This window comes from Streptomyces sp. NBC_00667, from assembly GCF_036226825.1.
Lineage (GTDB): Bacteria > Actinomycetota > Actinomycetes > Streptomycetales > Streptomycetaceae > Streptomyces.
The window spans coordinates 6747116-6762403 of sequence record NZ_CP109022.1; the positions used below are offsets into that span (position 1 = coordinate 6747116).

General features: G+C 70.4%; 10 protein-coding genes. 2 read left to right on the forward strand and 8 right to left on the reverse strand.

What is annotated here, in order from left to right:
• Positions 1–276: 276 nt before the first annotated feature.
• On the forward strand, positions 277–2925 hold the full coding sequence (locus tag OHA81_RS30575) for an RICIN domain-containing protein (protein WP_329201312.1): 2649 nt from the start codon (positions 277–279) through the stop codon (positions 2923–2925).
• Positions 2926–3064: 139 nt separating this feature from the next.
• On the opposite strand, the gene OHA81_RS30580 is transcribed toward OHA81_RS30575, so the two are convergent.
• The 8 genes from OHA81_RS30580 to araB all read right to left on the reverse strand — a co-directional run bounded on the left by OHA81_RS30580 (position 3065) and on the right by araB (position 13717).
• Positions 3065–3913 carry a hypothetical protein gene (locus OHA81_RS30580; protein WP_329201313.1) on the reverse strand — a complete coding sequence of 283 codons (849 nt, stop codon included), beginning with the start codon at positions 3911–3913 and terminating at the stop codon, positions 3065–3067.
• Positions 3910–4443, reverse strand: a complete 534-nt coding sequence (locus OHA81_RS30585; protein WP_329201315.1) for a SigE family RNA polymerase sigma factor — start codon at positions 4441–4443, stop codon at positions 3910–3912. The genes OHA81_RS30580 and OHA81_RS30585 overlap by 4 nt, the downstream gene beginning before the upstream one ends.
• A gap of 125 nt (positions 4444–4568) precedes the next feature.
• Positions 4569–5465 carry an expansin EXLX1 family cellulose-binding protein gene (locus OHA81_RS30590; RefSeq protein ID WP_329201316.1) on the reverse strand — a complete coding sequence of 299 codons (897 nt, stop codon included), beginning with the start codon at positions 5463–5465 and terminating at the stop codon, positions 4569–4571.
• A 465-nt stretch (positions 5466–5930) separates the two neighbouring features.
• The gene (mmsB, locus tag OHA81_RS30595; RefSeq protein ID WP_329201318.1) at positions 5931–7166 is read right to left on the reverse strand and encodes a multiple monosaccharide ABC transporter permease; all 1236 of its coding nucleotides are present in this window, start codon (positions 7164–7166) and stop codon (positions 5931–5933) included.
• Between the two features lie 3 nt (positions 7167–7169).
• Positions 7170–8717 carry a multiple monosaccharide ABC transporter ATP-binding protein gene (gene mmsA / locus OHA81_RS30600; RefSeq protein ID WP_329201320.1) on the reverse strand — a complete coding sequence of 516 codons (1548 nt, stop codon included), beginning with the start codon at positions 8715–8717 and terminating at the stop codon, positions 7170–7172.
• Positions 8718–8820: 103 nt separating this feature from the next.
• Positions 8821–9915: a multiple monosaccharide ABC transporter substrate-binding protein gene (gene chvE / locus OHA81_RS30605; protein ID WP_329201321.1), complete on the reverse strand. Its 1095-nt coding sequence runs from the start codon at positions 9913–9915 to the stop codon at positions 8821–8823.
• Positions 9916–10428: 513 nt separating this feature from the next.
• Positions 10429–11940, reverse strand: coding sequence for an L-arabinose isomerase (gene araA / locus OHA81_RS30610; protein ID WP_329201325.1), 1512 nt, complete (start codon positions 11938–11940; stop codon positions 10429–10431).
• An 82-nt stretch (positions 11941–12022) separates the two neighbouring features.
• The gene (gene araB, locus OHA81_RS30615) at positions 12023–13717 is read right to left on the reverse strand and encodes a ribulokinase (protein ID WP_329201327.1); all 1695 of its coding nucleotides are present in this window, start codon (positions 13715–13717) and stop codon (positions 12023–12025) included.
• Between the two features lie 506 nt (positions 13718–14223).
• Between araB and OHA81_RS30620 the strand changes: the two genes are divergently transcribed.
• Positions 14224–15222: an ABC transporter substrate-binding protein gene (locus OHA81_RS30620; RefSeq protein ID WP_329201329.1), complete on the forward strand. Its 999-nt coding sequence runs from the start codon at positions 14224–14226 to the stop codon at positions 15220–15222.
• The last annotated feature ends 66 nt before the right edge of the window (positions 15223–15288 follow it).

Genomic DNA, 15288 nt, shown 5'->3' on the forward strand with positions numbered 1-15288 from the left:
CGGCATTCATGTCTTGCGTCTTGTACGCAGCCGCACTGCCACCATGGTGTTGTACCGCTCGCGGCACGCGCGTCGCCGCGATGTGCGCGCGCCGGGCCGGGCCGTCAGTGCTCGAAGAAGAACTTCGACAGGCGGCAACCTTTTGGCGGTCGGTGGCGACTGACGGGTGACACGAAGACGATCACACCCACGGATCGTCGACCACACCGCGGCGTGCCGCTGCGCACCGCTGACCGGGCGGGTGCCCGCAGGCAGGGCCGGAGCAAGGAGCCCCACATGAACGAGACGGATCCCACTGCGCACGGACGCGGTCGGCGCACGCGCGCGGCCGGTGGCGAGCGGCGTACGCGTGGACGCCATCGCCGGCGTTGGACGGGGTGGGTCCTGGCGCTGGGCGTGCCCGGTGTGCTCGGCCCGTACCTGCTGTTCGTGCAGGCCGACTCGGAGGCCGCGACGCCGGATGCCGACGCCTACTACGAGTTGGTGTCCGTGCGCAGCGACAAGGTGCTGGACGTGCCCGGGGCGGACACGTCGGACGGTGCCTGGACACGGCAGCAGAGCCGCGTGGCCGGTGCCGCGAGCCAGCAGTGGCGGCTGAGACCGACGGGGGACGGCTACTACGCGCTGGAGAACCGCGGCAGCAAGAAGGTCCTCGGAGTGCGGGATGCTTCCAGGCAGCCGGCGGCCGCCATCGAGCAGCAGTCCGACCACGGTGCCGCCGCCCAGCAGTGGAAGATCGAGGACGTCGGCGGCACGGCGGTGAAGATCGTCAGCCGGAGCAGCGGCATGGTGCTGGACGTGTGGGGCGGCTCGACCGCCGAAGGGGTGCCGCTCATCCAGTACGCCGACAGGGGCAGCACCAACCAGCAGTGGAAGCTGGTGAAGGTGGCCGGCTCGGGGGCGTACACCTGGCACAACGCGCAGATCGTCGGTGGTGGGTTCGTCACCGGGCTGGTCTTCAACCCCACCCGCAAGGACCTGCTGTACGCACGGACCGACATCGGCGGCGCCTACCGGTGGGACGCGACCGCAGCCCGGTGGACCTCCTTGACCGACTGGATCGGCGGAGCCGACTGGAACCTGCTGGGGATCGAGAGCCTGGCGACCGACCCGGTCGACCCGAACCGCCTGTACCTCGCGAGCGGCACCTACACCAACGACTGGGCGGGCAACGGCGCGATCCTCCGCTCCACCGACCAGGGCAGGACGTTCCAGCGCACCGACCTGCCGTTCAAACTGGGCGGCAACGAGGACGGCCGGTCCATGGGCGAGCGGCTGGTGGTGGACCCGTCCGACCACGGCACGCTCTACCTGGGTACCCGCAAGAACGGGCTCTGGCGCAGCACCGACTACGGCGTGACCTGGAACCAGGTCACCAGCTTCCCCGTGAAGGACGGTGCGAGCAGCGGGGTCGGCCTTTCCTTCGTGACCTTCGGCCCGTCCGGCAGCCGGACGATCTATGCCGGGGTGGCGGACAAGACCACCTCGCTGTACCGCTCCACCGGCGGCGGCAGCACCTGGCAGGCCGTGCCCGGCCAGCCGAAGGGGCAGCTGCCACAGCACGGTGTGCTGTCCGGCGACGGCTCGCTCTACCTGACGTACACCAACGCGCCGGGCCCGAACGGAGTGACGGCCGGTTCGGTGTGGAAGTACACGCCGACCACCGGGGGCTGGAAGGACATCTCGCCGTCCAGCAGCGGGTTCGGCTTCGCCGGCCTGGCGGTCGATCCGCAGCACCCGTCCACGGTCATGGTCACCACGCTGGACCGCTGGTGGCCCTCGGACGAGATCTACCGGTCGGCCGACGGCGGCGCCTCCTGGAAGGCACTCGGCGCGACTTCGGTGCGGGACGCCTCCGCAGCCCCCTACGTGGGCACCGGCATCGGGCACTGGATGGGCGCTCTGGCCATCGACCCCTTCGATTCCGGGCACGTGCTGTACGGCACGGGATCGGGGATGTGGGGCAGCCGCGACGTGACGGCGGCGGACAGCGGGCGGGCGACGCACTGGACGATCCCGGCCAAGGGCCTGGAGGAGACCGCGACTCTCGGACTGATCAAGCCCCCCGGTCTTCCGCTGATCAGTGCGCTCGGCGATGTCAGCGGGTTCCGGCACGAGGACCTGACCAAGGTGCCCTCCAAGGCGCTCTCCGGACCCTTGTTCACCAACACCACGGGTATCGACTTCGCACAGTCGAAGCCGCAGTTCATCGTGCGGGTCGGTCTCGGCGGCGCGCAGCACGGCGCCTATTCGACCGACGGCGGAGTCGCCTGGGCGCCCTTCGCCGCGGCGCCGGTGCGCGACGCGGGCGGCGGTTCCGCGGCAGTCTCGGCGGACGGCGCCACCGTGGTGTGGACCCCCGCGGGCCAGGTCCCGTTCTACTCGACCGACCGCGGCTCGGCCTGGGCGGCGGCCTCGGGTCTGCCCAAGGACACGGCCGTGGTGGCCGACCGGTCGGCGGCGAACACCTTCTACGCCCTCAGCGGCGGCACCCTGTACGCCAGCACCGACGGCGGGAAGCACTTCGGCGCCCGGGCCACCGGCCTGCCCGACGGGCAGCTCAAGGCGGTTCCGGGCGTCGCCGGTGACCTGTGGATCGCCGGCGGGGGCAACGGACTCCTGCACTCCACCAACGGGGGGAAGAGCTTCGGCAAGCCCGGCGACGTGGAGCGGGCGACCGCCGTCGGATTCGGCAAGCCGGCCCCGGGTGCCGGGTACCAGGCGCTCTACCTCAGCGGGCAGGTGAAGGGCGTCGCCGGGCTGTTCCGTTCCACTGACGGCGGCTCGACCTGGGTCCGGATCAACGACGACCAGCACCAGTTCGGTGGCAGCGCGATCAACGTCATCACTGGCGACCCCGACGCCTACGGGCGGGTCTACCTGGGTGGCTACGGCCGCGGCGTGGTGTACGGGGACCCGTCCTGATCGCCTCGGCCCGTGGGCGTGCGGCGGTCAGCGCCGTTCCACCCACGGGCCGGGGAGCGGGACCGCACGGCGTTCGGCGAGGGTGGGGCAGGCGGCGCACAGGTGCACGGGCGGCTTCGACCCGGCTACGGGCACGGCCTCATCGTGCCGGGGTGAAGCCGCCCCCAACCGAGAGGGCGCCGCGGGGACCGTTGGCGTCGATGCGGTAGCCGTCGTGCCCGGCCTCGCGCTCGCCGGCGGCATGGTCGTACTGGCCGGCGAAGACGTGCTGCCCGGTCGGGACCGTACGGCCCGGCTTGAGGGTCCAGCGGTAGACCACGGCCGCGCCCTCGTCACGAATGGTGAGGGTGAAGTCGTCCGCGGGCAGCGTCCGCCAGCTGCCGGTGCTCCGCACTCCGCCGCTCTGCGCGATGCGCAGTTCCACGGTGAGTGCGGTGAGCGGCTGGGTGGTCTTGACGGTGATGTCGCTCTGCGCCCAGAAGGTGTTGCTCCCCGGGTCCACGGAGCCGGCCGACGACAGGGGGCCGTCCTGAACGTGCGCGCCGCCGGGCCGGGCCGAACCGGCGCCGCCTGACGCAGTCGGGCCGGGGCCCGTCGAGGACGAACGGTCCGGTGTGGCCGGGTCGCCGGTGGCGGCCACCGACGGCGTCGGGCGGGGAGTCCCGGATGCGGACGGTGCGGACGGTGCGGACGAGGCGGACGCCGCAGTCGGCGCGGACGCGGAGGACGGCGCGGCGGGGGTGGTCGAGACGTGCGGCCGGGCCGGCGGTGACTGGACGAGGGCGGCGCCGGCGAAGCCACCGACCGCCAGAGCGCCGACCGCGAGGGAGGCGAGCGCGACCCTGGGCCAGGGCCTCGCGCCGGACGGCTCGCGGTGGCTCGCGGTGGCGCCGGACATGCCGCGTTCCAGGCGGGCCAGCATCCGGGCGTGGTCGGGCTGGTGGGCCCCGGCGGCTGCGCGCAGCCGCTCGGTGAGCTCCTCGTTCAACGACTCCACCTCCCCGCCGGCAGTTCCCCGGCCGATCCCGTGGCGTCCAGCATCCGTTCCAGTTCGGCCATCCCCTTCGAGGTCTGGCTCTTCACCGTACCGACCGAGATGCCGAGCGCCAGCGCGGTGTCCTTCTCCGACAGGTCGAAGGCGTAACGCAGGACCACGCACGTCCGCTTCCGGAACGGCAACCGGGCCAGAGCGGTCCGCACGTCCACCACGGCGGCCACGTCCGGACCGCGCGACGGCTCCGCACCGCGGGACCAGAACAGGGCGGTCCGGCGGCGCTCGCGCACCGCGCTGCGGATCCGTGACCGCGCCAGGTTGGCGACCACGCCACGGGCGTAGGCGAGCGGGTACTCGGCCTGGCGCAGCCGGTCCCAGCGCTGCCACAGTGCGATCAAGGCGTCCGCGGCCAGATCGTCGGCGCCGTCCGTCTCGCCCGTCAGGAGATGGGCGAGACGGGCGAGTTCGGCGTAGTGGCGTTCGAAGAAGTCGTGGAACTCCGCGGACGCGTCATCGAGGACCATGTCCGGGCGTCGTCCCTTCCGCCAATGTTTGCGCTAACAATCGGGTGGCAGCGTATCAGCGCCCGGCGCGGCCCAGGACGCTCCGATCCGCCGGACCGGAGCGGCCCCCCGGCCGCCGTGTGGATTCAGTGCGGGGCGAACTGGACCCGGGTCGGTTGTGCGACGTCCGGGAGCAGCGCGGTGCCCTCGACCGTCAGCTGCTCTCCGTAGACGTCGGTGATCCTCACCGCGCCGCCGCACCCGCCGCCGTCGGCGGAGAGGAAGTAGTTGTAGTCGGTACGGGGCAGTCTCCGCCAGCCCGCGGCGGTGCGTACCTCCAGCCGCGCGACCGGATTGCGGTGGTCGATCACCTGGATGCCGCACCAGTAGGGGCTGGACCCGGTCTTGTAACGGAGGGAGATCGCGCCGGATGTGTGGGGGCTCAGCAGGCTCCAGGTGATCGGGATGCGGCCGAGCTCGGGGTCGGCCAGTTTCGCGAAGGCCTGTTGGCTGAGGTCCAGTTGTCCGGGGGCGCAGGGCAGCGGGCATTCGTTGGTGATCCGGACCGTGATCGAAGCGCCGTTCCCGGCGCGTACGCGCACGTACGCGCCGCAGGCCCTGGACGACTCGTAGTCGGTGGTGTTCATCGCCGCGATCATGAGGTCGTCGCTCGGGCCGAACAGGCAGGCGCCGTTGCCGTCGCCGGCGGCGTAGGCGGTGGCCAAGCCCTTGTAGGTGGTCCAGGGCTGGATGCGCCCTGCGGCCGGAGCCGGGGTGGCCGCCAACGGTGGGGTTTCCTTCGCCGAAGGCCGTGGCGTCTGCGCGGTGGCCGTCGCACCGGCCGCACCCGGGGTTGGCGCGGCGGGGGAGCTGTCCGCCGGCGACGGACTCGTCGGGGCCGGGGGCGTGGCTCCCGTCAGGGTGGCGGCGGGGGCGGCCACGTCGGCCGGGGCGCCGGCCCCGGCTTTGGCGCCGGGGAGCATGGCCGGTACCAGGCAGGAGAGGACGCCGGCGGCGGTCAGTATCACTGCCGTCGCCAGCATCAGCCTGTGTCTACGCCTGCGCTGCCGCGCGGCCTGCCGTGCAGTCTGCATGTCCGTCCGTTCGAAGATCCGGGTCAAGGTGCACTGCCTGGTCGCCGCAGGACGCGAAAAGGTTGCCGGCGATATGGGGAGCGGGCGGGTCCTCGGGGCGACCGGGCGGCGTTGTCCCGTACGCCACGGCGGCCGTGACCGCCGGATGAGCGACCTGTGTGTTCCGCGCCCTCGCGGGGCGATGCGGGCGACCCGCAGCGGGGCGGGCAGCCCGTGCCGGGCCTTCGGCCAGGCCGCCAGTGCTTGCTGCAACTGGGCGCTCGGCCGCCGAGTTCGGAGTTCGTCTTCGCGCAGATCGTCGAAGTCCGGCCGGAGCAGCGGGAGTCGGGGCCCCGACAAAAGGGCGCCCCCTCCTCGGGCGAGCGGCGGCGGCGCCGGGCCGAGGAGGGGGGCAGGGTGGGGGCAGGGGCGAGGTCAGGATCCGGCCTTGCGCTTGTTGTAGACGTCGAAGCCGACGGCCGCCAGCAGTACCAGGCCCTTGATCACCTGCTGGTAGTCGGTACCCACGCCGACCAGCGACATGCCGTTGTTCAGCACGCCCAGCACCAGACCGCCGGTGAGCGCACCGAGGACGGTTCCCACACCGCCGCTCGCGGAGGCGCCGCCGATGAAGGCGGCGGCGATCGCCTCCAACTCGAAGTTGACGCCGGCCTGGGGCGTACCGGCGTTGAGTCGCGCGGCGAAGACCATGCCGGCCAGGGCCGCGAGGACGCCCATGTTCACGAAGGCCAGGAAGACGACCCGCTTGCTCTTCACCCCGGACAGCCGCGCCGCCGCCTCGTTGCCGCCGATGGCGTAGGTGTGCCGGCCGAGGATCGAGTTGCGCATCAGGTATCCGAAGCCGACCAGCAGGACGCCGAGGATCAGCAGGACGATCGGCACCCCGTGGTAGCTGGCCAGCAGCAGGGTGAAGGCCACCACGGCCGCGGTGATCGCGCCGAGCTTCACCAGGAACAGCCCGGCCGGGAGCGGTTCCATGCCGTACGAGGCGGTCCGCCGCCGCCCGCGCACCTCCTGCAGGACCGTGACGGCCAGCACCGAGAGGCCCAGTAGCAGGGTGAGGTTGTGGTAGTTGGTGTGGGGGCCTACCTCGGGGAGGAAGCCGCTGCTGATGCTCTGGAAGCCCTTGGGGAACGGCGCCACCGATTGGCCCTGCAGGAGGATCTGGGTGCCCCCGCGGAAGAGCAGCATGCCAGCCAGCGTGACGATGAACGAGGGGATCCCGAGGTAGGCGATCCAGAACCCCTGCCAGGCTCCGGCGAGAGCCCCGATCAGCAGTGCGGCCACCAGCGCCACGGGCCACGGCGCGTGGTGTTCGACCATCATCACCGCCGCGGCCGCCCCGACGAAGGCGGCGAGCGACCCGACCGACAGGTCGATGTGCCCGGCGATGATGACGATCATCATGCCGATGGCCAGGATGAGGATGTAGCCGTTCTGCTGGATCAGATTGGTGACGTTGAGCGGCTGGAGCAGGATGCCGTCCGTCCAGAACTGGAACAGCAGCACGATCAGTGCCAGCGCGAGCAGCATCCCGTACTGGCGCAGGTTGCCGCGCAGCGCTCGGGCCAGTACGGCACCGGCCGACGCGCGTCGACCGGTCTGCGGTGTGCGGGGCGTGGTGTCGGGGGTGGTCTTGGTCTGGGCCATGCCTCACACCTGCTTGTCGGGGTATGCCGCGCTCATGGTCATGAGCCGCATGAGGGATTCCTGGGTGGCTTCCGCGCGGTCGACCTCACCGGTGATCCGGCCTTCGGCCATGGTGTAGATCCGGTCGCACAGGCCCAGGAGTTCGGGGAGTTCGGAGGAGATGACGAGTACGGTCTTGCCCTGGGCGGCGAGTGCGGCGATGACGGCGTAGATCTCCGCCTTGGCGCCGACGTCGATGCCCCGGGTGGGTTCGTCGAGGATCAGCACCTCCGGCTCGGCGAAGACCCACTTGCTGAGGACGACCTTCTGCTGGTTGCCGCCGCTGAGCTTGCCGGTCTGCGCGAACACCGAGGGGGCCTTGATGTTCATGGTCTGCCGGAACGATTCGGCGATCCGCGCCTCCTCGTGCCGGTCGACCCAGCCCCGCCGGGCGACCTTGCCGAGGGCGCTCAGCGAGATGTTCCGGCTGATGTCGTCGCCCAGGTTGAGGCCGAGCTGCTTGCGGTCCTCGGTGACGTAGGCGATGCCGTGCCCGATCGCCTCCGGGACCGTCCGGGTTCGGATCTCCCGTCCGTCCAGCCGCACCCGGCCGCCGGTCCACCGTCCGTACGAGCGGCCGAAGACGCTCATGGCCAGTTCGGTGCGGCCGGCACCCATGAGGCCGGCGATGCCGACGATCTCGCCGCGACGGACGTTGAGCGAGACGCCGTCGACCACCTTGCGACGGTGGTCGATCGGGTGTTGGACGCTCCAGTCCTCGATCTCGAAGGCGACCTCGCCGATCTCCGGGGTGCGCTCGGGGTAGCGGTGTTCCAGGTCGCGGCCGACCATGCCGCGGATGATCCGCTCCTCGGAGATGCCCTCGGGACCGATCGCGAGGGTCTCGATGGTCCGCCCGTCGCGCAGGATGGTGACGGCGTCGGCGACCCGGGCGATCTCGTTCAGCTTGTGTGAGATGAGGATGCAGGAGATGCCCTGGGCCTTGAGTTCGATGATCAGGTCGAGCAGCTTGCGGCTGTCCTCGTCGTTCAGGGCGGCCGTCGGCTCGTCCAGGATGAGCAGCTTGACCTCCTTGGCGAGCGCCTTGGCGATCTCGACCAACTGCTGCTTGCCCACGCCGAGATCGGCGACCCTGGTGTGCGGGCTCTCGTCGAGTCCGACCCGCCGGATCAGCGCCGCGGCGTGGGTCAGCGTCCGGTGCCAGCTGATGACGCCCCGGGTGGCGTGCTCGTTGCCGAGGAAGATGTTCTCGGCGATGGACAGGTAGGGCACCAGCGCGAGTTCCTGATGGATGATCACGATGCCCCGCTGCTCGCTGGCCCGGATGTCCCGGAACCGGCAGGGCTCGCCCTCGAAGTAGATCTCGCCCTGGTAGTCGCCGTGGGGGTGGACCCCGCTGAGCACCTTCATCAGGGTGGACTTGCCCGCGCCGTTCTCGCCGCAGACGGCGTGCACCTCACCTGGGGCGACGGTCAGGGTGACCTCGGAGAGGGCCTTGACGCCGGGAAAGGTCTTGCTGATCGACCGCATCTCGAGAACGTGTCGGGCCATGGTTGTGCATCCGTATCGTCGGGGCGGTGCGGTGCCGGGCGGTCTCCCGGGCGTCGCACCGCCGTTTTCGTCGTCGCCGGACCCGCCGGTCCGGTTCCGTGTGCTACTTGAGCTGGTCCGCGGTGTACTGGCCGCCGTCCACCAGGACCTTCTGGTAGTTCTCCTTGTCGACGCTGACCGGCTGGAGCAGCTGCGCGGGTACGGTCTTGACGCCGTTGTCGTACTGGCTGGTGTCGTTGACCTCGGGCTTGCCGCCGGTCAGCAGAGCGTCGCCCATCTGGACGGCGGCCTTGGCCAATTGGCGGGTGTCCTTGTAGACGGTCTGGGTCTGCTCGCCCGCGATGATCGACTTCACCGAGGCCAGTTCGCCGTCCTGGCCCGTGACGACGGGCAGTGGCCGGCCGACGCCGTAGCCGACGCCCTTGAGCGAGGAGATGATGCCGATCGAGATGCCGTCGTACGGCGAGAGCACGGCGTCGACGCGGGCGCCGGTGTACGACTTGCTCAGCAGGTTGTCCATCCGGGACTGGGCGAGACCGCCGTCCCAGCGCAGCGTGGCGATCTGGTTGAGAGAGGTCTGGCCGCTCTGCACGACCAGCTTCTTGTCGTCGATGTACGGCTTGAGGACGCTCATCGCGCCGTTGTAGAAGAACGCGGCGTTGTTGTCGTCCGGCGAGCCGGCGAACAGCTCGATGTTGAAGGGGCCCTTGCCGTTCTTGACGCCGAGCTTGTCGACGATGTAACTGCCCTGGAGGACGCCGACCTTGTAATTGTCGAAGGTCGCGTAGTAGTCGACGTTCCCGGTGCCGCGGATCAGCCTGTCGTAGGAGATGACGCGGACGTGGGCGTCGGCGGCCTTCTGCAGCACGTTGGTGAGCGAGGAACCGTCGATGGCGGCGATCACCAGCAGCTTGGCCCCCTTGGTGATCATGTTCTCCACCTGGGAGACCTGGTTCTCCACGACGTTGTCGCCGTACTGGAGGTCGGTCTTGTAACCCTTGGCCTGGAACTCCTTGACCATGTTGTTGCCGTCGTTGATCCAGCGCTCCGACGACTTGGTCGGCATCGCGATGCCGACGAGGCCGCCTTTTGCGTCCCCGCCGCCCCCGCCGTCGCCTGCTCCGTTGGCGCTCTGGCCGCAGGCCGCCAGCGACAGCGTCAGGCCCAGGGTGACAAGGCCCGCTGAAAGCTTCCGCACAGTTCCTCCAGTGATGTTCCGCGACCGGCACGGTGCGACCCGGCTGGGAGAACCGGAAGCGGTCGAGCGGGGCAGGCCAGGAGTCAATTCCTCGCGCTGCGCGAAGTCCGGGTGTGCAGCGGCTCCGGCCTGGCGATACCTGAGTGTTAACGCTCACAAGAGTGCCGTCAAGGGTCTGTTCGGATCACTGTCGGGCCAACAACGGCGCAGGCGAACTACCGCCTCTCCGAAGCTCGTAGGCTTCGGCGACATCCTGGGTCCGCCTGCTTCGCCCCGCCCCGGGCTGCCGTGCGGAAAAATTGTGGCCGCTCACATGTGGCCCGCCCTTCACGCCACCACCGGATCCGGTCCCGGGCGGACATCGCCCTGGCCGGCCCGACAGCCCCGCGTACGACGAGGCCGGCAGCCCGCGAGGGCCTGCCCGGCTCCTACGCGTCCACCCGTCGCAGCTCTCCCGGACGCCCGGGCCGCGTCGGTATCGATGACGTGGCGTCGCCCCGGGCTTCGAGCGGTTCACAGTCCCAGTGCCAGCCGGTAATACGCCTGGTTCCAGCGCAGATCGCGCCGGAACTGCCTCGTGGTGGTGGTCTTGTCGATGAGGGCGAGTTCCAGGCGGAGCATCTCCGCGAGGTCGTCGAGGTGGTCGGAGGTGAGAGCGGTACTCAGGACGGTGTGGTGCGGTCCTCCGGCCGTCAGCCAGGATTCGGTGGAGGTCCGCAGGTCGGGGTGGGGCCGCCAGAGCGCGCGGGCAACGGGCAGCGCGGGCAGCGGGTGGGGGGGTGCCACCACGTCGATGTCGTTGGCGACCAGGCGGAAGCGGTCGCCGAGGTCGGCGAGCCCGACCACCACGGCCGGGCCGGGGGCGGCGTCGAACACCAGGCGCACCGGGTCCTCCCGCCCGCCGATGCCGAGGGGATGGATCTCACAGCCGGGTCTGGCGGCCGTGATGGTGGGGCAGACTTCCAGCATGTGTGCGCCGAGGATGAGCTCGTTGCCGGGTGTCAGGTCGTAGGTGTAGTCCTCCATGAAGGAGGTGCCGCCGGGGAGGCCGGCGGCAGCCACCTTGAGGGCGCGCAGCAGGACGGCGGTCTTCCAGTCGCCCTCTCCTCCGAAGCCGTACCCCTGGGCCATGAGTCGTTGGACCGCGAGGCCGGGCAGCTGGCGCAGTCCGCCCAGGTCCTCGAAGTTGGTGGTGAAGGCCCCGAAGCCGCCCGTTTCGAGGAAGGTGCGCAGGCCTGCTTCGATGCGGGCCGCGTAACGCAGGGAGTCGTACCGTTCGCCGCCCGGTCGCAGCTCCGGCGCCAGGTCGTACAGGTCGGCGTATTCCTCGACGAGGGAAGCCACCTCGGTCTCGTCCGCGCTGTCGACGACCTCCACCAGGTCGTTGACGCCGTAGGTGTTGACGGACACGCCGAGGCGCAGCTGGGCCTCGACCTTGTCGCCTTCGGTGACGGCCACGTCGCGCATGTTGTCGCCGAAGCGGGCGACCTTGAGGGTGGCCAGTTCGGACCGTGCGGCTGCCGCCCGCGCCCAGATCGCGATGCGTGTGGTCGTCACCGGATCGGTGACGTGGCCGGCCACCGTCTTGCGGGGTACGCCGAGACGGGTCTGGATGTGCCCGAATTCGCGGTCGCCGTGGGCGGCTTGGTTGAGGTTCATGAAGTCCATGTCGATGGTGTCCCAGGGCAGGGCCACGTTCGACTGGGTGTGGAGGTGCAGCAACGGCTTGCGCAGCGCGTCCAGTCCGGCGATCCACATCTTGGCCGGCGAGAAAGTGTGCATCCAGGCGATGAGCCCGATGCACCGGTCGTCGGCGTTCGCGTCGAGGCACACCCGGCGGACGGGGTCGGCGCCGGTCAGTACCGGCTTCCACAGGACACGTACGGGAATGCCGGAGACGTCCGCCAGGGCGGTGGCGATCCGCCGCGACTGTTCGGCGACCTGCTTCAGCGTCTCCTCCCCGTACAAGCCTTGGCTGCCCGTGAGGAACCAGATGTCCTGGGCGGGGGATGTTCGGCTGGGCACATGGACTCCTGGGGGTGACGTCCCGCACCAGTGGTGAGGGCGGCGGGCGGGTGGGGGAGTGGTGACGAACGGTGGGGCGGGATCAGTCCGCGGTGTGGGTGGTGTCGCGGATCTTCCTCAGGCGGTGCAGCAGGCCGCCGGTGCCGAAGTGGTCGTGCAGGAGGCGGTATTCGGCGAAAAGGGCGTCGTAGGCGTCGGCCCGGGAGGCGTCGGGCGTGTAGACGGCGGGCAGGCGGCGGCCCATGACGGCGGTGGCCGCTCGCACGTCGGCGTGCGCGCCGGCCGCCACGGCGGCATGGATGGCAGACCCGAGGGCGGGGGCCTGGTCTGAGGCGGCGAGGGAGACGGGGCGGCGCAGCACGTCGGAGTAGATCTGCATCAGCAGTGCGTTCTTGGCCAGTCCGCCGGCGACGATGAACTCGTGCACCGGCACGCCGCCTGCTTCCAGGGCCTCCACGATGACGCGGGTGCCGAACGCGGTGGCTTCGAGCAGCGCGCGGTAGACGTCCTCGGGGCGGGTCGCGAGGGTGAGACCCACGATGACTCCGGAGAGGTGGTGGTCGACGAGGACCGAACGGTTGCCGTTCAGCCAGTCGAGAGCGATCAGTCCGTGTCCGCCGACCGGCTGTCGGGCGGCTTTCCTGGTCAGCAGGGCGTGCAGGTCCTCGCCGCGGTCGGCGGCCTCGGCGAGGTAGTCCGACGGGACGCCTTGGTCCAGTACCCAGGCGAAGATGTCGCCGACCGCGCTCTGCCCGGCCTCGTAGCCGTAGGTCCCCTCGACGATCCCACCGGCCACGACACCGCAGATGCCGGGTACGTCGGCGAGGACGGGGGCGTTCACGACGTGGCAGGTGGAGGTGCCCATGATGGCGAGCAGCGAGCCGTCCTCGACGGCCCGGGCCGCCGCTGCGGTGACATGGGCGTCGACGTTGCCCGCGGCCACGGCGATGCCGGGGCGCAGCCCCGTCCACGCCGCCGCCTCCGCACTCAGCGAGCCCACGCGTGAGCCCAGCGCGGAGAGGGGGAACGCGAGGCGGGTACGTGCGAAGTCGGCGAACCGGGGGTTCAGCGCGGCCAGGTACTCCTCGCTGGGGTACGCGCCGTCCTGGTGGATGCCCTTGTACCCGGCGGTGCAGGCGTTGCGGGACTCGGCTCCGGCGAGTTGCCACACGATCCAGTCGGCGGCCTCGATCCACCGCGCGCAGGTTTCGTAGACGAGGGGATCCTCCTCCAGGACCTGGAGGGCCTTCGCGAACTGCCATTCGGCGGAGATCCGGCCGCCGTAGCGGGCGATCCATTTCTCCCCCCGGGCGTGGGCGAGTGCGTTGATGCGGTCGGCATGCGACTGGGCCGCGTGGTGTTTCCACAGCTTGGGCCACGCGTGCGGCCGGGCGGCGAGCTCGGTCTCGCAGAGGGGGGTCCCGTCGGCCAGCGTGGGCAGGACGGTGCAGGCGGTGAAGTCGGTGGCGATACCGATCACTGCGGTGGGATCGATCCCGGCCGCCGTCACGGCCTCCGGGACGGCGTGACGCAGTACGTCCCGCCAGTCCTGGGGGTGTTGCAGGGCCCAGTCCGGAGGCAGTTGCGCACCGTCGTGCGGCAGGTGGCGGTCGATGACGCCGTGCCGGTAGGCGTGGACCGCCGTGGCCAGCTCCTGGCCGTCGCGAACCCGCACCACCACGGCGCGGCCCGACAGCGTGCCGAAGTCGACGCCGACCGTGTACTGCTCCGATGCCTCGGAAGGCGGGGTGGGCGTGAGGGGGTGCGGTGACGTCAACAGAGTGCCTTTCGAAGGAGCCTGGGGCGGCGAGCGGTGCGGCCCGGCAGCCGGAGATGCCGTCCCGACCATCCTGGCGGTCGGCGGAGGTCCGATGTCATGCAGTGTGAGCGCTAACAATGTCGCTAGGCAAGAGGGTTGCGCGGATCATGCGAGGGGCTGCTGCGGTGCAGCAGCCTCCCAATGTCAGGGGCTCGACTCGATCTGCTGGTGAGGCGGGGCGGGTTGAGGCCTCCTGATCCGGTTGGCGGCGTCGAGGATCGCGCGAAGGGACGGGGGTTTCCTTCGCGCCTCATGCGTTGGTAACGGACAGGTAACGCACGCAAGGGGGTTGAGAACCACGCTTGTTAGCGCTCACAATGCGACGGCGCCGCCTTCTCAAGGGCATCCCCTCCTGTCGATTCCGGCTCCGACCCCGGCCCCACCCCGCCCCGCCCCTGCCCCCGCGCACAGCCCGGCCCCGGTCGTGCAGAGCCCCTTCCGCACACCCCGAAAGGACACCCGTCATGCCTCGCAGAGCAGCTCTCGTCCTCACCGCCATCCTTCTGGCCTCCTCGGCGTTGACCGCCTGCTCGACCTCGGGCCCCGCTTCCGGGCCGGCCTCCGGAGCCAAGGCGCACTCCGGCGGCGCCATCACCATGGGCTTCGCCCAGGTCGGCGCCGAGAGCGGCTGGCGAACCGCCAACACCAAGTCCGTCCAGGAGGCGGCGAAGAAGGCCGGGATCGACCTCAAGTTCTCCGACGCGCAGCAGAAGCAGGAGAACCAGATCAAGGCGATCCGTACCTTCATCCAGCAGAAGGTCGATGTGATCGCCTTCTCGCCGGTCGTGGAGTCCGGTTGGGACACGGTGCTGAAGGAGGCCAAGGACGCGGGTATCCCGGTCATCCTCACCGACCGCGCCGTGGACACCAAGGACACCTCCCTCTACAAGGCCTTCCTGGGCTCGGACTTCGTCAAGGAAGGCAAGTCCGCGGGCGAGTGGCTGACCAGCGCGTACGCGAACGAACAGGGCACGGTCAACATCGTCGAGCTCCAGGGCACCACGGGCTCCGCACCCGCCAACGACCGCAGGGCCGGCTTCGCCGACGTCATCCGCGCCGACGGCAAGTTCAAGATCGTTGCCTCGCAGTCGGGCGACTTCACCCGCGCCAAGGGCAAGGAAGTCATGCAAGCGTTCCTGAAGTCGCAGAAGGACATCGACGTCCTCTACGCCCACAACGACGACATGGCCCTCGGCGCCATCCAGGCCATCGAGGAGTCCGGCAAGAAGCCCGGTACGGACATCAAGGTGATCTCGGTGGACGGGATCAAGGACGCCTTCGTCGCCATGACCGAGGGCAAGATCAACGTCGTGGTGGAGTGCAACCCGCTGCTCGGCGACCAGTTGATGGAGCTGGCCAAGAAGGTCGTCGCAGGGGAGAGCGTGCCGACCCGGGTCGAGACCCAGGAGGGGGTCTTCCCGCAGGACAAGGCCGCGGCCGCGCTGCCGTCCCGGAACTACTGAAACAGCAGGTTCCGGTGTCGCGCGGGGCCCGGCCCCGGTGTCCACTTCGCCATCCGGAGCCCACTC